Genomic DNA, 19,047 nt, shown 5'->3' on the forward strand with positions numbered 1-19,047 from the left:
ATAACCTCTATAGAATCTATTGAAATTACAAGATGATAGTGATAAGATTAAATGTATATCAATATAAATGGAGGTAATTGTTATGAGCAAGAATATCGATTGGGATAATCTCGGTTTTGGTTATGTAGAAACCGACTACCGTTATTTGACTACATATAAAGATGGTAAATGGGACGAAGGCGGTCTAATTACTGATGCTAACGTTGTCCTTAATGAATGTGCTGGTGTATTCCAATACGCTCAAACTGTCTTTGAAGGTTTAAAAGCATACTATACAAAAGATGGTCATATCGTATGCTTCCGTCCAGATTTGAATGCAGAACGTTTGAATCAATCTTGTGAACGCCTTGTAATGCCTACATTACCTGAAGGTAGTTTTATCGAAGCTGTAAAAGAAGTTGTAAAAGCAAATAAAGACTTTGTTCCTCCATATGGTCATGGTGCAAGCCTTTATATTCGCCCTTACATGATGGGTACAAACTCCGTTATCGGTGTAAAACCTGCTGATGAATATCAATTCCGTGTGTTTACAACTCCAGTAGGCCCTTACTTTAAAGGCGGCGCTAAACCAATTAAAATCCGTATCACTGATTTTGATCGTGCAGCTCCCCATGGTACTGGTCATATTAAAGCTGGTTTGAACTATGCTATGAGTTTGTATGCTATCACTGATGCTCATAACAAAGGCTATGCAGAAAATATGTATCTTGATGCGGCTACTCGTACACATGTAGAAGAAACTGGTGGTGCTAACTTCATCTTCATTACTAAAGATGGTAAATTAGTTACACCTAAATCTGATAGTATCTTGCCATCCATTACACGTCGTTCTTTGATGTATGTAGCAGAACACTATCTTGGTATGACTGTAGAACATCGTCCTGTTCATAAAGATGAATTAAAAGACTTTGCTGAAATCGGTCTTTGTGGTACAGCAGCTGTTATTTCTCCAGTAGGTCAAATCGATACTCCAGAAGGCACTATTAATGTTCCTGCTGGTATGGATGATATGGGTCCTATCACTAAAAAATTATATGACACATTACTTGGCATTCAACATGGTGAAATTGAAGCTCCTGAAGGCTGGGTAGTTAAAATTTGCTAATCTTTTAATAGATTATATAATTTAACATGTAAATCAGAACCACCCGTAAAACGGGTGGTTTGCTCACGGGCTATAAGCCCGTAGTACTAGGCCAGCGGCTAAAGGCGCTGGCTTTCACTACGTTCAAGCCGCATAGCCATTGACTCGTAACGTTCCCCTTAAAGGGGATGTGTATTACTTGCTACCCTTAAAAGGGTCCTCATATTCTTTTACACTAAGTTTATCTTTCATTTGGTCATGTAACTCTTGCTCACGTATATATTTCTTTACTGTAGCCTCATTTAAACCTACTGTACTAACATAATAACCCTCGGACCAAAAGTGTCTATTTCCAAATTTATACTTTAAGTTTGCGTGTTTATCGAACATCATTAGTGCACTTTTCCCTTTTAAGTATCCCATAAAAGATGATACTGATATTTTAGGCGGGATTAATACTAGCATATGCACATGATCAGCCATAAGCTCCCCCTCTATAATCTTGACGCCCTTATATTCACATAAACGTCTCAATATTTCACGTAAACTATTTCTGTATTGATTATATATAACTTTACGTCTATACTTAGGTGTAAATACTATGTGGTATTTGCATAACCATTTTGTGTGCGCAAGGCTCTGTGTCTTTGTTGCCATATAAAATCACCTTTCTTTTGCATATAATGCGGCTTGAACACCTACATTATACTTAAGCAAGGTGATTTTTTTGTATAACTTTCGTTGCCGCACCCGCATAGCGGGTGGTTTAATGATTCGCGACTACGTCGCGAACCAGTCTAAAGACAATAATCAAAAAGCCTGTGAAACTGATTCTTCAGTTTCACAGGCTTTTACGTTTATTAATGACTTACCTTATTTAACAGTTAATCTTTCATACATTCCCTTTGGTATAGCACTCATACCTGCCATTCGCTTTGAATATTGTTCTTTATCATTTGAATTTTCGGCATATTGAACAACATCCCTTAATTCTTTTGATGGAATTTTAATATCTAAGTCTGTCATTATAAAGTGGGTATATAAATATTTATCATCATATAGAGATTGAATATACATTTTCGATGCAGATCGTTCTACTTCCATATAAATAGCTGGAGTAGCATCATTCCATACAGTAGCATATTGGATTGGTTTATATCCTGAATAAGGCTTATACATTGTAAAGAACTCTATTACTTGCGCAAATAATTTATGTTTATTAGCTATCTCTGTTGGAGTTAATTCTCTTACCATAACACCCTCACGATACCCTTTACCATCATAACTATAGATAGCATCAGCCTCAGTACCGCTGTACGTTAAATTACTCGATTTAAGTGTTTGGAATGTAAATCCCTTTACAGTAAAAGGCTTAGTTTTTGAAAGTAGTTGTTTTGCTGGTTCAATTGAAGGTAATACATAATTAACTAGTGGTGACATTAGCTCCTTATATACATATTCTTGATTATGATTCTTTAGCAATTCTAACTCTCTAGACTTACTTAAATCATAAGCAACTTGGTAAGATAATGAAGGATCAGCTTTCATTCTAAAGCTTAGGACTCCTTCTAAAGTTCCCTTTTGATTTTGGCTTACTTCCCATGAACCATTTTTAATAGTTGGATATGAGAATGTATTGACCTTAGATTTTCCTTCTTTTTCCTTGTGAATCGAGTATTTTAAATTACCTTCATTAAAGATAAAATTGCCCCGTTTTACTTCTGTAGTCATAGGATCTCCTTTAATAGTTACTCCAAATCGACTACTTGAAGGAATGGTAAATTTTATATTTGCTCCATCATTCTTTAAAATAAACACAGAAGATGAAAAGCCTGCAGAATGATTTAACTCCTCTGCAAAGTAAACTAATTCATCTATAGTCCAGGTTTTAGGCTTATTGTAAGCATATTGTTTTCTTATCATAGTATTTACGTCAGACTCCATTTTCTTAGCAGTAGCATCTGACTTACGATAGTTTTGATATGCATCCTTTGATATTGTAGGATCTGCACCGGGTATATTAATATCAATTGCTTGACCACCCAATGTAACACAACTTAAAAAGAGCGTAGCCATCAATACACGTTTCATCATAAACTCTCATCCTTTCACATAATGTCTCCCCAATATTATATATATAGAATATCATATTTTATTTGACTCATAGTAGTATAATATAAATATAGGAACAAGGAGGTGACATCTATGAAATTTACAAAACGTATAATTGTCATGACATTCTTAGCCGTAACTGCTGCTGTATCTACAGGATTTGCTTACGATTATGTATGCAATAACTCTCAGTACAATTGCAACACTAACACACAATACAACTCCGATAACAATACGGACAATACTAACTATGCACCAAGCAACAATAACAACCAAAATTATTGCGGTCCAAACTCTAATACTAGAGGGTGCGGTGGATATAGAAGATAATATGGTAAATACGATAAAGGCCTATAGTACTAAACATGTACTATAGGCTTTTGTCGTATATTACAAGAATACTATTTAATTCATCAAAATACAGTTAGGCTCAATATGTTAACATACTTTTATCAGGAGTTCATTCTGTTAAAGTATTCAATAGATTTTGGTGTAAAGCCAATATAAGTATTACCAGCTGCGTACGGACCTAATTCATATGGTTGGTAAACTAAATCTATATTCCCCTTACCGCGTAAGCAGTAATTATCTGTCACATATTTGACACTCCATCCACTTGGAATATAGCTCTTTGTATGATTACCAGTATAATAATTTAACACATGGGATCGTAGTCCATTATCCAATTGTTCTGCATTTGCAATTTTCACATAGTTATATAATGGAATACGTTGACCTGTTATTTTATTATATACAAGACCTCTTGTATTATACATACCATGAGCTGCTCCGGCGTAGTAATAATAGGTCGTTAGTAGGATTGAAACAACTTGACTATCCTCATAGGTAACCTTATAGTTTTGAGAAACTTGATAAATATGTTGATTGTAATACATATCCTTTGCTTCGAGTACATAATTTGCAATATCTGTATTAATAACTCTTTGAGCATAAGCATGATCTGTATAAACTAAAGGATACTTTAAATCTAAATTTACATCAGATTGACTACCTGTTACAACAGTTGCATAGGTAGGTACAGCAATCATAACACCTAACATAGAGGTCATACAAAGCTTTTTCAACATTCCCATAATAATGTCTCCTTTTAACAAACACCTTCAAATAGGCTCATTATTGAGTTAGTTCTACAAGCTATGATAAAACTCCTCTTTTGGTATTTCACTTTTCTGATAATGTATTCATTATATAAAATAGCCAAAACGATCTACTATTTCACACTAAAGTGTTAGGAAGAACTCCGCCTAATACAGCAATAATAAGTCCAAGTGCAATCATCCAAATTGATATAAACCTTAAAACAAAGGAAGTATGTGTACAGATTTGTATAGTAAATTGATTATAATCAACCGCTCCTTTAATCACCTTATCGCCTACTTTTTTCATTACTGTATCTAGTACAAAAGGATCTTCTGTAATGGACAGTCTATAGGTACCTGGACCCGCATCAAATGTATATAGTTCCATTCTTGAGTGAGTAAAACTATTAACCCGGGCACGCATAATAGATAGAAATAAAGGAATTGTCCTTCCCGTTGTTTCATCAACTAAGTTAAACCCAAATTCGCCAATAGGCGCCTTTGTAAACATTTTTCCACTAAGCCACACCCCATACGTTCCTGCTCGCTCTAAAGTAAAAGTGCCTTCTTTATTTACATAAGGCATCTCATAGAGCATCTTAGCTCTACCAAAGCGAATCGTGTATTTAATACCTAAATAGAACAAACAAAGTCCTAACGGTATCAACAAATAAAATAACTGTTCCATTACCTACTCCTCCTCTCTGCTCCCGCTTTTACACAACACAATTGTATTTTCACTATAGCATACTGTTACTATACAAAAAAGGACCCTCCAAAGAGAGTCCTTAGTCTGTATTGTTATGCTATTAAGCGTTTTTAGCTACTTCAACAAGTTTAGCGAATGCTGCTGCATCGTTAACTGCCAAGTCAGCCAACATTTTACGGTTAACTTCAACGCCTGCTTTAGTCAAACCAGCGATGAAACGGCTGTAAGTTGTGCCATTGATGCGAGCCGCTGCGTTGATACGAGCGATCCACAATTGACGGAATTCGCGTTTTTTCGCACGACGGTCACGACGAGCGTAGTACAACGCTTTCATTACTGTTTCGTTAGCTTTTTTGAACAAACGGGAACGTGTACCGCGGTAACCTTTAGCTAATTTTAAAATCTTTTTATGACGTGCATGAGCTGTAACGCCCTTTTTCACTCTTGCCATTGTATATTCCTCCTAAATTACGATATATCGATCTAATAGTTAACGATTAAGCGTATGGTAAGCATTTAGCTACGCGTTTGTGGTCAGCTTTTGCAACCAATGTAGCTTTACGTAAATTACGTTTACGAGCTGGAGATTTTTTCTCAAGAATGTGGCTTTTGAAAGCTTTTGCACGCTTGAATTCACCAGTACCAGTTACTGCGAAACGTTTAGCCGCTGCGCGACGAGTTTTAATTTTTGGCATAATTATAATCCTCCCAAAACATTATTTACTTACTAAAATCATGGTCATGTTACGACCTTCTAATTTAGCTGCTTTTTCAATAGACGCTGTTTCTTTGAGTTCTTCAGCGAAACGTGTCAACACTGCCATGCCTAGTTCTGGATGTGAAAGTTCACGACCGCGGAACATGATAGTTACTTTTACTTTGTTACCTTCACCCAAGAATTTGGATGCGTTTTTCATTTTTACGTAAAAGTCATGGTCTTCAATATGTGGACGTAACTTAACTTCTTTTAAAGTTACGATTTTTTGTTTCTTCTTCGCTTCTTTCTCGCGTTTTTGTTGTTCATAACGATATTTACCGTAGTTCATAATACGAGCTACCGGTGGTTTAGCGTTAGGTGCAATTTCCACAAGATCAAGATGCTTTTCTTCAGCCAATGCCAACGCCTCACGGCCAGACATAATGCCGATTTGTTCGTTTTCAGGACCTACGACACGAAGTTCACGAGCACGAATCTCTTCATTAATGCGTGGTGTATCCTTGCTAATAGCGTTCACCTCCAAGAGAATAAAAAAAACGGACGGCAAACACCATCCGAATAGAGTTCTCTATATTAACCTCATACTTCATGGTATTAGGTGAGTGGCGGATGGCCTCTGCTTCATAAATTACTTAATTATAATAACAAATCGACTGGTGAAAGTCAACAAAAAATATTGAGCTTTTAACAATGAATTTGTTATTACAACTCTTATAGTATAACAGACATTATAAGTTCTGTATATAGGTATACTTACTGACATCTATCTCTCTTTATGTATACAATATTCCTATAAATTATACAACTAATTCTATAGAAAATACGATACAATAATATTTATAAAATAGTCTAGCTTATATAGTGTACTTTATAGAATAGTGTACATTATATGATAGTGTACTTTATATGATAGTGTACTTTATAGGATAGTCTAATTTATATAGTTTACCTTATTTATTATTATACAGTAATAGGTATTACACAAATTGAAAGGAGTTTTATTATGAGTGTAACAACCACTGCCCCTCCTCAAAAGGCACGTACAACTGCTCAAAATATTGGTCTTATTTTATCTTTCATTGTTCTAGGTGGTATTTTATTATTGCCTACACCAGAAACATTATCTACAGGTGGTCATCGCATGATCGGTGTTCTTGCCTTTGCCATTATCTTGTGGATGACCTCAGCTGTTTCCTATCCAGTGAGTGCTACTATGATTACAGCCCTCACCGCCTTATTATTAGGTTTCTCACCAAATCCAGAGGCACCTGCTAAGGCGATGGGTACAGCCAATGCCTTAAAGCTTATCATTTCTGGTTATTCTTCACCAGCCATGATTCTTGTAGGTGCTGCTATGTTTATTTCCGTAGCCATGCGTAAAACAGGTTTAGATCGTCGTATTGCCATGTTAGTACTGTCTAGCGTTGGTACCAAGGTGAGTCGCATTTATTTAGGTGTCATTATTACAGGCCTCATTCTCGCCTTTTTCGTACCAAGTGCAACGGCTCGTATTGCCTGCTTAGCTCCGATTATCATTGGTATTGTTGAGAACTTAGGTATTGAACGTAAAAGCCGCGTAGCCGCTCTACTCATGGTAGGTGCCGTACAGGCCGATACGTTCTGGAATATTATGATTCAAACAGCTGCAGCTCAAAATCTTGTAGCAGTAGGTTTTATGCAAACACAGATGAATACATCTATTAGCTGGATAGATTGGCTCTCAGCAGCGGCTCCATTCTCCATCATTATGGTTATCATCGCCTACTTCTTAACACAAGTATTAATTAAGCCGGAGTTTAAAGAACTTGTAGGTGGCGATGTACAACTCGCTAAAATGCGCCAAGAAATCGGTCCTATGAGTACTGATGAAAAGAAACTGTTATGTATCTCTATCGGTCTTCTCGCATTGTGGGCTACTGGTGGCAAGCTACATTCTATCGATACAACAACTACAACAATTGTAGCCATTGCATTGTTCTTCTTCCCTAAAATTGGTATTATGGATTGGAAATTTGCACAGCCAAATATCGACTGGGGCTCCATCGTTATGTTTGGTGCTGGTATCGGTCTTGGTGCTGTATTACTTAAGACAAAAGCAGCCACTTGGCTTGCTCAAGTATTCGTAAACGCCTTCTCCCTTGAAAGCGCTAGCGTATTCATCTTAATAGCCGTAATGGCAGCCTTCCTCATTGTTATTCACCTAGGCTTTGCATCTGCCACAGCCCTATCCTCGGCCATGATTCCTATTGTGATTTCCATCGTTGTAGGTCACAATGCCGAAGGCCTTAACCCTATTGGAGTGACGATGCTTATGCAATACGCAATCTGCTTTGGTCTAGTGTTACCAGTAAACTCCCCTCAAGGTATGGTAGCTTACGGTACAGACACATTCGACGTAAAAACATTTATGACTACAGGTATTCCATTAACGATCATCGGCTATGTTATGATGCTCGTATTTGCCCTTACATATTGGCACTGGATTGGTATAGCTTAAAACTAACTAACAAAACATCAAAATCCTGCAATTTCTTATTAACAAAAATTGTAGGATTTTTTGTTTTAACTGGTTAACTTACTCCATATCCCCACTTTATCTATTATGCTCACGCACTCTATCGCTTACTTCAATACTTACTCTATTTCTTACTCTATTTTTTCTGGACTAAAATGTCTAAGTATAAATGTTAGATCAGATTTAATATCACTCTTCTTATTTTTGCGCATAGCTGAAAACATATTACCTAATACTTTATCATGCACAACTTGTACTTCTTCAAATAAAAGCTTTCCTTCATAAGTTAAAGCAAGACTTTTAGATCGTCTATCAGTTGAACACACACTACAAGTCAATAAACCTTTCTTTGTTAAATTTTTTACAACTGCAAATAAATTTCCATACGACACTCGTAACTCATCAACAATAAATCCTAATGTTGGCTTACACGAGGAAACATAAACAAACTCCAAAACATTATACTGCATCGGTGTTAATCCAAACCGTTTTAATACGGCTACTTCCCTATCATAAACTACAGTATATATACGCTCAAATAAAAACCATAACTTCTTATCCTCTGGCATAAATACATCTCTAGGAACTTTTTTGGCTAACTTTAACCGTTTACCGTATCGCATAGCTCGCTCTAATCGATTAAAACCTTCTTCACTCTCACTAACCTCACGTAATCGTAATCGCGCCAATAGACTCACTCCTTTACTATTTTACAAATTTTCCATACATAACCTATTTTCCAGATACTACCAGTTAAAAATATTTATTTTTAACTGGTAGTATCTCTAAATCAGCTTATATCTCCGCTTAGCAGAATTACTTTTAACTGGTAGTATCTCTAAGTCAGCTTATATCTCTACTTAGCAAAATTACTTTTAACTGGTAGTATCTCTAAAATGACTTATATCTGTCCTTAAAAATTATTTTTAAATGGTAGTACCAGCAAAATAATATAATTAATTAAAGCTTGCATTGTGTTTTTACATCAAAGTATGAATAACCAAAATAATATTCGACAAAGATTCTAAAACTCCTGCAAAATAACAGTATTATTCCGAATTACTAGAAATATAATTACAAATTAAAATACAAACAAAATTGAAATACAAGCACAAAAAAGCGCCGTCCGAAGACAGCGCTTAATGTAGTTAAATTATTTACTACTCTTATTTACTAGTTTTGTTTATTAATCTTATTTACTCGTTTTCTTATTCTAATTCCTTACCTTTAAGTTCAGGAATCAAGAATAGGGTTGCAAGAATATCAAGTACATAGATAATAGCTAGGAATGCAATTGCTACTTGGTAGGAGTACATAGAGATGATCATGCCTACTACCATTGGGCTAAAGCCGCCTACAGCACGACCGATATTAAATAGTACATTTTGAGCCGTTGCACGAGCAGTTGTTGGATAGGCTTCTGCCATCAAGGCACCATAGCCACCCATCATACCGTTTACAGCAGCACCTAAGATAGCACCAGCAAATAGCATGGCAGTTGGATCAGATAGTTGAGAGTAGATTAAAATAGATGCTACAGCACATACTTGGAATAGAATGAATGTAGGTTTACGACCTATTTTATCAGCCAAGCGACCAAATACCCAAATACCGACCATCATGCCACATACAGTAACAGCAGTCCATAAACCGGATTTTGTGAGGGAGAAACCTAATTGCTTACTTAAGAAATTAGGTAACCAAATCATAATACCGTAATAACCAAAGTTTTGAACAGATGTTAAAATAGCAACACCAATGGATGTCTTTGTAGTTCTTACATCTTTTACTAATAACTTGAAAGAGTTTGTATGTGAATGCTCTTTATCTTCTTTACTTTGTACAAAGATTTCTGGTTCATGTAGTTTCGCACGGAATACCCAAGCAATTAAAGCTGGAATAATGCCAACCATAAACATACCACGCCATCCAATAATAGGAATGAGTAATGGTGTTAACAAAGCAGCAGCCAACACGCCTAATTGCCAACCTAAGGCAACGTAGCTTGTTGCTTTTGCACGGTGTTGAGCAGGCCAAGCTTCAGCAGCGAGCGCCATACCAATACCAAATTCACCACCTAAACCAATACCTGCTATTGTACGGTAGATAAGAAGATCCCAATAGCCTTGAGCAAAAGCACAGAGGCCAGTAAATATAGCAAATAAAACAATCGTCCAAGTTAAAACGCGAACGCGACCAAATTTATCTGACAAGGTACCGAAGATGAAACCACCAAGTACGGCACCAACCAAGGTCCACGTCACAAGAGACCCCGCTTGACCTGTGGTCAAACCTAAATCTCCAGAAATTAGTGTTAGCATAAAGCCAAGAATTAAGAGGTCAAAACCATCCATAGCATAACCAATGGAGGAACCAATAACGGCTTTCCAGCCATATGAATTTACTTCTTTCATAGTATTTCCTTTCGCTACTCACAGGTAACAATTAAAGAGATAGCCCCCACTATACAAATGACCAACTCCTAGACTTAAGTCTAATGAAAGGCTTTAGTATATGGGGGCTAAATATTTAGTTACGTTCTTTGATTTCGATTTTAATAGAATTGAAGAATTCTTCAAATGGTACGGAACCTAATTCGTCACCGCCGTGTTTACGAACGTTAACTGTGCCTTCTTCAACTTCTTTATCGCCTACCACAAGCATGTATGGAACTTTTGCCATTTGTGCTTGGCGGATTTTGTAGCCAATTTTTTCGCTACGATCATCCACTTCTACACGTACATAGTCGCGGTGCATTTGTTTTGCCAATTCTTTAGCATATTCAACATGTTTTTCAGAGATAGGTAAGATTTTAACTTGTACAGGAGCCATCCAAGTTGGGAATGCGCCTGCATAGTGTTCAGTTAAAATACCGATGAAACGTTCCATGGAACCGAAGCATGCACGGTGAATCATGATAGGACGATGTTTTTGACCATCTTCACCAACATATTCAATTTGGAAACGTTCAGGCAAGTTCATATCCAATTGAATAGTACCACATTGCCATGTACGGCCTAAGGAATCTTCGATATGGTAGTCAAGTTTAGGGCCGTAGAATGCGCCGTCGCCAGGGTTGATTACATAAGGAATACCTTTTGCTTCAATAGCATTGCGCAATGCTTCTGTAGCAGCTTCCCAAATGGCATCGTCACCCATTGCATTGTCTGGTTTAGTAGACAATTCAACATGGTATTTCAAACCAAATTGGCTATAAATGCGGTCGAACAATTCGATAACTTTCATCAATTCAGATTGCATTTGATCTGGCAACATGAATACGTGAGCATCGTCTTGTGTGAACGCACGTACACGGAATAAGCCGTGTAAAGCACCGGACAATTCATGACGGTGAACTAAACCAAGTTCAGCATAACGTAATGGGAAGTCGCGATAGGAATGCATTTCGTTTTGGTAAACCAAGATACCGCCTGGACAGTTCATTGGTTTAATTGCATATTCTTCATCATCGATGATTGTAGTGTACATGTTTTCACGGTAATGGAACCAGTGACCAGATGTTTCCCATAATTGTTTATTTAAGATGATTGGTGTACGAATTTCTTCGTAATCGAATTCATGGTGAACTTCACGCCAGAAGTTTTCCAATTCGTTGCGAAGGGCCATACCTTTTGGCAAGAAGAATGGGAAACCAGGGCCTTCTTCTTTGATAACGAACAAACCAAGTTCTTTACCTAGTTTACGGTGGTCCCGTTTAGCTGCTTCTTCAAGCAAGTGAAGGTATGCTTCAAGTTCTTCTTTCTTTTCAAATGCTGTACCATAAATACGTTGCAACATTTTGTTCTTTTCATCGCCGCGCCAGTATGCACCTGCAATGCTTTGTAATTTGAAAGCTTTTACCTTACCAGTAGATGCCACGTGAGGGCCTGCACAAAGATCGATGAAATCACCTTGTGCATAGCAAGAGATAACAGCATCTTCAGGAAGATCTTCAATTAATTCTACCTTGTAGTCTTCATTTTTAGATTTGAAGAACTCAATAGCTTCTTGACGAGACATTACAGATTTAGTGATAGGTAAATTCTCTTTTACAATACGGCTCATTTCCTTTTCGATTTTACCTAAATCTTCAGGAGTCAAAGTGTGTTCCATATCGATATCATAGTAGAAACCTTTATCGATAGCAGGGCCAATAGCTAATTTAGCTTCAGGCCATAAGCGTTTAACCGCTTGAGCCAAGATATGAGAAGCTGTATGGCGTAAAGTATGTTTACCACCATCTTCTTCGAATGTTAAAAATGCTACTTCAGAACCATCAACGAGTTCTTCGCGAAGGTCTGTTAATTCGCCATTTACATTAGCAGCTAGTACTTTTTTAGCCAAGCTGTTAGATAATTGTTTTACTGCTTCCCCAAGAGTAGTGCCAGCAGCATATTCCTTTGCACTACCATCAGGTAAAATGATTTTTACATCTGCCATTTTTCTTTCCTCCAATTTATTATCTAGGATAGACTGGATTTTTGTAATAAAAAAAGACCCTCTATCCCTACAAAACAAGGGACGAAGATCATTCGCGGTTCCACCCTAGTTAACTACCTATACGAATATATGTGTATAGTTAATTCACTTCATTAAGCCCGATAACGGTGGCGGCCGTATTTGCCTACTTAGGTTCGACAAATCAGTTTAAAGGGGGTAACTCTGATATATGTGTAAGGCATTTCCAGCATCTGCCTCTCTCTGGAACACAGGGATATGAGAATCATGTCCTTTGCATAACTTTTACTAGACTATAGTATCATAGGGAATTAAAAAATTCAATACGGTTCAACAGTAAATTTCATAAATCTTATATATAACAAAACGGCCCGAGTATATCGAGCCGTTTAATATTGTATATTAGCGTTTGAAGTTTGTAGACAACATAGCACCAATTACTTTTTCCAATTTACTATTGGAAAGATCTGGGCCTTTGTAGAGTGTTAAAAGTACATCATTAGAGTTATCTTGTTTAGAAACCATCATAACACCGCTACCACGAGCACCGTTATCATCATAGTCTTTTGCTACAATAACGAGGTTCAAGTAATGGTCCTTCATGTATGTGTACACTTTACTTGTACGGGCAGAAGAACCGATCATTTTCGCCATGTTCATACCACGGTTGAATACGATTGTATTTGCATTATGAGGATTTGCCGCCAATTGTTGTTTTTCCTCATCATTGAGAGGCATAAGGTTTACCATGAGGGAGTCGCCCATTTTGCCACGGAACATCGCTGGCATCGTTTCTCTTACGTCTTCCGGAATACCAGTATCAGCAGTCAATTTCAATTCCTTAGGTACAGTCATGTATAGAACGCCCTTGCTATTGCGACCTACCTCTGTTGTACTGAGGTCTACGGCGCTAAGCATAATGGAATCTTTAATGGTTGCTACTTGATTTGCCAATGGCTTTTCAGGAATGCCACGGCTTGCCAATTGTACGTCACCAGATTTAGTTTTTTTCAACGTTTCTACATTCCAGTTAGCACCTTTTTTGTCAGCATCGCTAGCCTCTGTGAAAGCATTCGCCCCATCTTTTGTGCCTACATACACGTAAGTTTGCGCTGGGATAATTGTATCTGGCGCACCAGTTTTATTGAACGCTGCACCATATACAACATTAGGAATCACAGTGGAGCCAACTTGTAAATTATTGTTAGTTTGGCTTTCCACATCAAAGTTGATATTACCCGTGAAGGTCATATCAGGACCATGATTGATGACTACTACATCCCCTGCTTGAGGAATAATAACAGGGCCTACAGGACCTGCCATAGCTACGCCTGCCATAGATATACTTAGACAAGCTGTTAATAATGCACGTTTCAACATAGATTGTTTCATAGATATACTCTCATTTCTCTACTAGGTCTAAACAGTTTGATGTAATGATAAAAATATTATATTAATCCTCGATAGTGACATAGTCCGATAGACTACTTAATAATTCAATAGCCAAGGGCCGTGTTGAAGGTGTACACCTTAGCATACAGCGTCCATTTACATCAATAGATGTCATAACCCCTAAGTATTCATAGCCTTCAATGATGCGATTGATATAGTTCGTATGCTTCGGTTCAAGATGAAAGTACACATACGCCTCTTCCCCAGAGGTTGCTAAATCTGGTACATCAGTAAATGCACCGATAGATTTACTCGGTTCTAAAGATGTACCACTCATAAGTCCTCCTACACATCATTACTATAAAATGTAAATGCTATACATGTTGCTAGTATAGGCATCCATTAGATATGTTTGTCGTTAATATACTACCTACTAAGCTTCTTTTGGTTTGCACTCACGGCGCATCATAGAATACGGCTCAAGTGGTGTATCCATGTAGATACGCACTTTCATTTGCGCATGAGGCGCTACGTCGATTGGATTACCATCTTCGTCTGTCATTTTTTCAATTACAGTTTCCACAAGTTCACCTTTAGGTTGGCAGAATTCTACTTTATCGCCTACCTTGAAGTTATTGCGCTGTTCAAGATCAACGTATTTTTCTTCTTCGTTGTAGCCCATAACTAAACCGATGAAATCATGGCTTTGTGTATTGGTAGATTTACCATAGTTTTGAGCTGTTTCATCAGGACGACCTTCTGCAAAACCATCTGTATATGGACGGTGAGAAATCTTTTCTAATTCTGCAATCCATTCTGGACGAACATACCAGTCTTTGCCTTCTTTAAGATATGTATCGATAGCTGTACGGTATACCTTTGCTACTGTTGCACAATAGTGAACGGATTTCATACGGCCTTCAATTTTAAGGCTATCAATACCAGCTTCATATAAATCAGGAATGCGGTGAATCAAGCACAAGTCTTTAGAGTTAAAGATATATGTGCCATGTTCATCTTCTTCAATTGGATAATATTCACCAGGTCGGTTGGATTCAACAAGGGAATATTTCCAACGGCAAGATTGAGAACATTGACCGCGGTTCGCATCACGGTTGCCTGTCATGTAGTTAGACAATAGACAACGACCAGAGTAAGAAATACACATGGAGCCATGTACGAAGGATTCGATTTCGATATCTACATTATCCTTCATTTCTTTAAGGTCTGCTAAGGATACTTCGCGAGCCGCTACGACGCGTGTAGCACCCAGTTCTTTCCACATTTGCACTGTATGCCAGTTTGTTGTAGATGCTTGTGTACTTACGTGAAGCTCAAGGCCTGGAGCCACGCGTTTAGCAAGGCTAAAGATACCCATATCGGCTACGATGATCGCATCAACGCCGATACTTTCAAGGAATTTCAAATAATCCTCTAAACCTTCAAAGTCCTCATTATGAGGAATGATATTACATGTTACATGGATTTTTTTACCATGAGCATGTACGAATTCTACAGCTTCCTTTAATTCCTCGTCGGAGAAATTAGAGTTACCTGCGCGCAAGCCAAAACGTTTGCCTGCACAATATACGGCATCCGCACCGTAGCGAATAGCCATTTTAAGCTTGTCCATATTACCGGCTGGACAAAGCAATTCCATAAAATGTTCTGCCATTATTTGTTGTGCCCTTTCCACACACTCACACTCATACCATCACCCATTGGATAGATGGTGGTGTTAAACAATTCTTTATTTTCAACATACGTTAAGTATTCTTTTAACCGTTTTACGATAGTTTTAAACCGTTTTGGCGGCTCCTTATCGCCTCTTACATAGCCTCTAAAAAGTACATTGTCTGCAAGGATAACGCCTCCTTCTTTCACATGAGGCAAAATGAGTTCTAATTGTTTAAGATATTGTCCTTTGGGACCATCTAAAAATACTAGATCATATTCACCGGTGAGTTCCGTTAAGACTTGAGACGCATCGCCTTTCAGCAATGTAATTGTATCGGCATAATCAGATTGGTTAATATAATATTTCGCCATTTCGTGACGCACATCATCTAGTTCAATAGATGTAATATGTCCCTCCTCTTCGTCGAGTAGCGGAGCCATCAACAAAGCAGAGTACCCAATGGCGGTGCCCACCTCTAACACAGAGGTGGGCCGGTACAAACCTATTAATTCTTCAAAGAGATGAACCTCAGATTCTCGTAGAATCGGTACATCATTAATCATCGCGTAAATACGCTGTTCATTTAAAATATCATTTAATGTCATGAAAGTAGATTCAATCTCCTACATTATTTATTGCTATTACCACTAGGAATTACCAACGTAGAACGATCCACAGATTCAGCTGGCTTTACTTCAATATGAGGTACTTGTTGTGTACTTGGTACAACATTTTGCATAGATTCTGGAGCAGGTGTTGTAGTTGGCACATAAGAGTTAGAACTAGATGATTGAGTTGCTGGTGCAGATTGTGCTGGTGCTTGTGGAGCTGGTGTTGGTGCTGGAATTTCAGCAGCTGGAACCGTTGTTGGTGTATATTTGTACGTAGGTTCCACATTAACATATTGAGAATCTGCTTCCACCGCTTCTTCAGAGCTGTAATTGTAGTTAGGCTCTGTCGTTGCCACAGCCACGTCATAGTTAGGACCAGCTTGTACTGCTGCCTCTGTATTAGAGGATGTAGCCGTATCATTACCATAGATTTTATGAACTTCCGCTAAATGTTCTTCATATGTTTTAGAGAAGTGGTTATGTCCATCTTTATCTGCTACAAAGTATAAATAATCTGTATCTTCAGAATGCAAAACTGCATCTAATGCTTTTTTACCAGGGTTCGCAATTGGACCAGGTGGCAAGCCTTTAGATACGTATGTATTATACGGGCTTTGCAATTGCGTATCACCAATAGTTACATCTTCTTTTGCATAACCAAGTACATAGGAAATTGTCGCATCAGATTGCAATGGAATACCATGGGCTAACCGTTTTTTAAATACCCCTGCAATTGTTGGACGATCTGCATCAAACAAAGATTCACGTTCAACAATGGATGCCAATGTTACAAAGTCATGAATACTCATGTGTTGAGCTTGAATTTGTTTCTTCACAGCCGGTGTGAGGTAACGATTCATTTCGTCAGCCATCATTTGAATCACTTCACGTGGCGTTGCACCTACTGGAATTTCATAAGTACTTGGGAATAAGAAGCCCTCTACCGGATATGTAGCAGGTCTTGTACCTTTCATATATGGATATGGTACAAAGGTCTTTGCTTCTGCTAAGAAATCCTTTGCCTTCATAATTTGATTTTTTTCAAGAACGATAGCTATATCACCAACTGTGTATCCTTCAGGAATTGTAACACGAATAGATTCTACATGACCTTCTTGTAATAAAGAAATGAGTTCGCGCACAGTTACCTTGTTAGGAATTTGGTAGTGACCAGTTTGAAGTTTATCATTGGTGCCGCTCAAATATAACCAAAGCTTAAAGCCTTGTGTGGAACGAATAAGACCTCGTTCATAGAGCATGTCTGCAATTTCAGTGCCAGTCTGCCCTTTTTCGATGACAAGTACTTGTGTACCATCATCTTGAGCAAAGGTGTTTGGCACTAAATAAATCGCTCCCAAACCACCTGCGATGATTAATACGCCTACAATAATAAGGATTAAAATGTATCTTAAGGCTTTTCTCACGACGTTGAGTTCCTTTCTGTAACATAACAGTATTTATCATCTTATTATACCATAAAGTCCATATTTCCCCTATATAAAAGGACATTATCATATTATGGGGCCCTTAATAAATAGCAAATAAAAATAGCGTATTATCCAAAGACAATACGCTATTTTTATAAAGAAGACGACTACTCGCCATCTTCCATTTCTTCATACAATTTTACTAGAGTCTCAAAAACTTCATCTTCTTCATCTAAAGGTACGTATACTTCTACGCCTTCTTCATTTTTTTCGATGCTAGCCAAGATCATGTATGTGTCATCTTGACCTTCGTGGTCTGCCTCTTCGTCTTGTACATGTACAAGAACTGCATACTCACGACCTTCATGGTTTAGAACAACATCTTCTGTGAAGTATTGTTTATTGCCGTTTTCGTCTTCGAATTCTAAATAATACACTTCACCTTCAAAGTTTTGGTCAACCATTGGAAACCCTCCTTGTGGAAAAAAAGATTTATTTATTGAACTGCAAGCGATCTAAGTATCCTTGCAAAATTACAACCGCTGCCATTTTATCAATAACGGATTTACGCTTTTTACGACTTACGTCAGCTGCAATGAGTTGCCGTTCAGCCATAACCGTAGATAACCGCTCATCCCAATATGAAACAGGTAAATCGATGACTTCTTTCATCTTTTCAACGAATTCTTCAGTCTTTTCAGCTCGTTCACCTTTTGTACCATTCATATTCTTCGGCATACCTACTACAAGCTCATGTACTTCATATTCAGCAATGAGTTCTTGTAAGCGATTAAAATCTTTTTCAAGAGATGTTCTACGAATGGTTTCAATACCTTGTGCTGTCATGAGCAGTGCATCACTACAGGCAATACCGATAGTACGGCTGCCCACATCTAATGACATAATTCTCATTATAGTTGTTTTGCCTTTGCGTATTCTTTCAACAATTCCTCAATCAAGTCATCCCGCTCTAAACGACGGATATCAGAACGTGCATTATTATAGCTTGTAATGTACGCTGGATCTCCAGAAATAAGATACCCTAAGATTTGATTGATTGGATTGTAACCTTTTTCTTGAATAGATTGATAAACACGAGTAAGAACCTCTTCAGCTGTCATCGGTTCATCGTCTACTTTACGGAATAACATAGTTTCATCAGAAACCTTCATCGTATCCCTCCTTTTTATTACATTGGCAGGTTTCACTGTAAAAGTGAAACCTCGCCTACTATTATACTTGA

General features: G+C 37.6%; 21 protein-coding genes and 1 other annotated feature. Of the genes, 3 read left to right on the forward strand and 18 right to left on the reverse strand.

All coding sequences use genetic code 11. The features are described 5' to 3' along the window. Positions 1 to 82 precede the first annotated feature (82 nt). Positions 83 to 1,105, forward strand: coding sequence for a branched-chain amino acid aminotransferase (locus tag VCHSUH03_RS06865; RefSeq protein WP_105094488.1), 1,023 nt, complete (start codon positions 83 to 85; stop codon positions 1,103 to 1,105). A gap of 174 nt (positions 1,106 to 1,279) precedes the next feature. On the opposite strand, the gene tnpA is transcribed toward VCHSUH03_RS06865, so the two are convergent. Then, complete coding sequence (tnpA, locus tag VCHSUH03_RS06870; RefSeq protein ID WP_005380067.1) at positions 1,280 to 1,741, reverse strand: IS200/IS605 family transposase; 462 nt, start codon at positions 1,739 to 1,741, stop codon at positions 1,280 to 1,282. Between the two features lie 216 nt (positions 1,742 to 1,957). Further along, positions 1,958 to 3,178: a hypothetical protein gene (locus tag VCHSUH03_RS06875; RefSeq protein WP_105094489.1), complete on the reverse strand. Its 1,221-nt coding sequence runs from the start codon at positions 3,176 to 3,178 to the stop codon at positions 1,958 to 1,960. Between the two features lie 111 nt (positions 3,179 to 3,289). Here VCHSUH03_RS06875 and VCHSUH03_RS06880 point away from each other — a divergent pair, with 111 nt between their 5' ends. Continuing rightward, positions 3,290 to 3,526: a hypothetical protein gene (locus VCHSUH03_RS06880; RefSeq protein ID WP_105094490.1), complete on the forward strand. Its 237-nt coding sequence runs from the start codon at positions 3,290 to 3,292 to the stop codon at positions 3,524 to 3,526. Between the two features lie 122 nt (positions 3,527 to 3,648). Here the strand turns inward: VCHSUH03_RS06880 and VCHSUH03_RS06885 are convergent, their stop codons facing one another. The 5 genes from VCHSUH03_RS06885 to infC all read right to left on the reverse strand — a co-directional run bounded on the left by VCHSUH03_RS06885 (position 3,649) and on the right by infC (position 6,240). Next, positions 3,649 to 4,290 carry a PdaC/SigV domain-containing protein gene (locus VCHSUH03_RS06885; protein ID WP_105094491.1) on the reverse strand — a complete coding sequence of 214 codons (642 nt, stop codon included), beginning with the start codon at positions 4,288 to 4,290 and terminating at the stop codon, positions 3,649 to 3,651. A 142-nt stretch (positions 4,291 to 4,432) separates the two neighbouring features. Then, complete coding sequence (locus tag VCHSUH03_RS06890) at positions 4,433 to 4,984, reverse strand: hypothetical protein (protein ID WP_105094492.1); 552 nt, start codon at positions 4,982 to 4,984, stop codon at positions 4,433 to 4,435. A 121-nt stretch (positions 4,985 to 5,105) separates the two neighbouring features. Next, on the reverse strand, positions 5,106 to 5,456 hold the full coding sequence (gene rplT / locus VCHSUH03_RS06895) for a 50S ribosomal protein L20 (protein WP_005376311.1): 351 nt from the start codon (positions 5,454 to 5,456) through the stop codon (positions 5,106 to 5,108). Between the two features lie 46 nt (positions 5,457 to 5,502). After that, complete coding sequence (gene rpmI / locus VCHSUH03_RS06900) at positions 5,503 to 5,700, reverse strand: 50S ribosomal protein L35 (protein WP_004696338.1); 198 nt, start codon at positions 5,698 to 5,700, stop codon at positions 5,503 to 5,505. A 21-nt stretch (positions 5,701 to 5,721) separates the two neighbouring features. Then, positions 5,722 to 6,240: a translation initiation factor IF-3 gene (gene infC, locus VCHSUH03_RS06905; RefSeq protein WP_005386139.1), complete on the reverse strand. Its 519-nt coding sequence runs from the start codon at positions 6,238 to 6,240 to the stop codon at positions 5,722 to 5,724. A 486-nt stretch (positions 6,241 to 6,726) separates the two neighbouring features. Here infC and VCHSUH03_RS06910 point away from each other — a divergent pair, with 486 nt between their 5' ends. Further along, a complete protein-coding gene (locus VCHSUH03_RS06910; RefSeq protein ID WP_105094493.1) occupies positions 6,727 to 8,220 on the forward strand; it encodes a DASS family sodium-coupled anion symporter in 1,494 nt (497 codons plus the stop codon). 149 nt (positions 8,221 to 8,369) lie between these two features. Here the strand turns inward: VCHSUH03_RS06910 and VCHSUH03_RS06915 are convergent, their stop codons facing one another. The 11 genes from VCHSUH03_RS06915 to VCHSUH03_RS06965 all read right to left on the reverse strand — a co-directional run bounded on the left by VCHSUH03_RS06915 (position 8,370) and on the right by VCHSUH03_RS06965 (position 18,976). Continuing rightward, the gene (locus VCHSUH03_RS06915; protein ID WP_105085856.1) at positions 8,370 to 8,927 is read right to left on the reverse strand and encodes a MarR family winged helix-turn-helix transcriptional regulator; all 558 of its coding nucleotides are present in this window, start codon (positions 8,925 to 8,927) and stop codon (positions 8,370 to 8,372) included. 519 nt (positions 8,928 to 9,446) lie between these two features. Further along, the gene (locus VCHSUH03_RS06920) at positions 9,447 to 10,652 is read right to left on the reverse strand and encodes an MFS transporter (protein ID WP_105085857.1); all 1,206 of its coding nucleotides are present in this window, start codon (positions 10,650 to 10,652) and stop codon (positions 9,447 to 9,449) included. Positions 10,653 to 10,767: 115 nt separating this feature from the next. Next, the gene (gene thrS, locus VCHSUH03_RS06925) at positions 10,768 to 12,678 is read right to left on the reverse strand and encodes a threonine--tRNA ligase (protein ID WP_105094494.1); all 1,911 of its coding nucleotides are present in this window, start codon (positions 12,676 to 12,678) and stop codon (positions 10,768 to 10,770) included. Between the two features lie 74 nt (positions 12,679 to 12,752). Further along, positions 12,753 to 12,985, reverse strand: a binding site (T-box leader). 113 nt (positions 12,986 to 13,098) lie between these two features. Then, complete coding sequence (locus tag VCHSUH03_RS06930) at positions 13,099 to 14,088, reverse strand: hypothetical protein (protein ID WP_105094495.1); 990 nt, start codon at positions 14,086 to 14,088, stop codon at positions 13,099 to 13,101. 61 nt (positions 14,089 to 14,149) lie between these two features. Beyond that, a complete protein-coding gene (locus VCHSUH03_RS06935) occupies positions 14,150 to 14,425 on the reverse strand; it encodes a DUF4911 domain-containing protein (protein ID WP_060923942.1) in 276 nt (91 codons plus the stop codon). Positions 14,426 to 14,521: 96 nt separating this feature from the next. Beyond that, complete coding sequence (locus VCHSUH03_RS06940) at positions 14,522 to 15,763, reverse strand: peptidase U32 family protein (protein WP_105085861.1); 1,242 nt, start codon at positions 15,761 to 15,763, stop codon at positions 14,522 to 14,524. Beyond that, a complete protein-coding gene (locus VCHSUH03_RS06945) occupies positions 15,763 to 16,371 on the reverse strand; it encodes an O-methyltransferase (protein ID WP_105094496.1) in 609 nt (202 codons plus the stop codon). The genes VCHSUH03_RS06940 and VCHSUH03_RS06945 overlap by 1 nt, the downstream gene beginning before the upstream one ends. Before the next feature lie 23 nt (positions 16,372 to 16,394). Further along, positions 16,395 to 17,801: an endolytic transglycosylase MltG gene (gene mltG, locus VCHSUH03_RS06950; RefSeq protein ID WP_105094497.1), complete on the reverse strand. Its 1,407-nt coding sequence runs from the start codon at positions 17,799 to 17,801 to the stop codon at positions 16,395 to 16,397. A gap of 170 nt (positions 17,802 to 17,971) precedes the next feature. Then, complete coding sequence (locus VCHSUH03_RS06955) at positions 17,972 to 18,268, reverse strand: DUF1292 domain-containing protein (RefSeq protein ID WP_005386121.1); 297 nt, start codon at positions 18,266 to 18,268, stop codon at positions 17,972 to 17,974. A gap of 28 nt (positions 18,269 to 18,296) precedes the next feature. Beyond that, positions 18,297 to 18,716 (reverse strand): Holliday junction resolvase RuvX, encoded by a 420-nt coding sequence (gene ruvX, locus VCHSUH03_RS06960; RefSeq protein WP_005386119.1) that lies wholly within the window; start codon positions 18,714 to 18,716, stop codon positions 18,297 to 18,299. Then, on the reverse strand, positions 18,716 to 18,976 hold the full coding sequence (locus VCHSUH03_RS06965; protein WP_009351224.1) for an IreB family regulatory phosphoprotein: 261 nt from the start codon (positions 18,974 to 18,976) through the stop codon (positions 18,716 to 18,718). The genes ruvX and VCHSUH03_RS06965 overlap by 1 nt, the downstream gene beginning before the upstream one ends. Positions 18,977 to 19,047: the final 71 nt, after the last annotated feature.

It is taken from the genome of Veillonella infantium (assembly GCF_002959895.1).
Lineage (GTDB): Bacteria > Bacillota > Negativicutes > Veillonellales > Veillonellaceae > Veillonella > Veillonella infantium.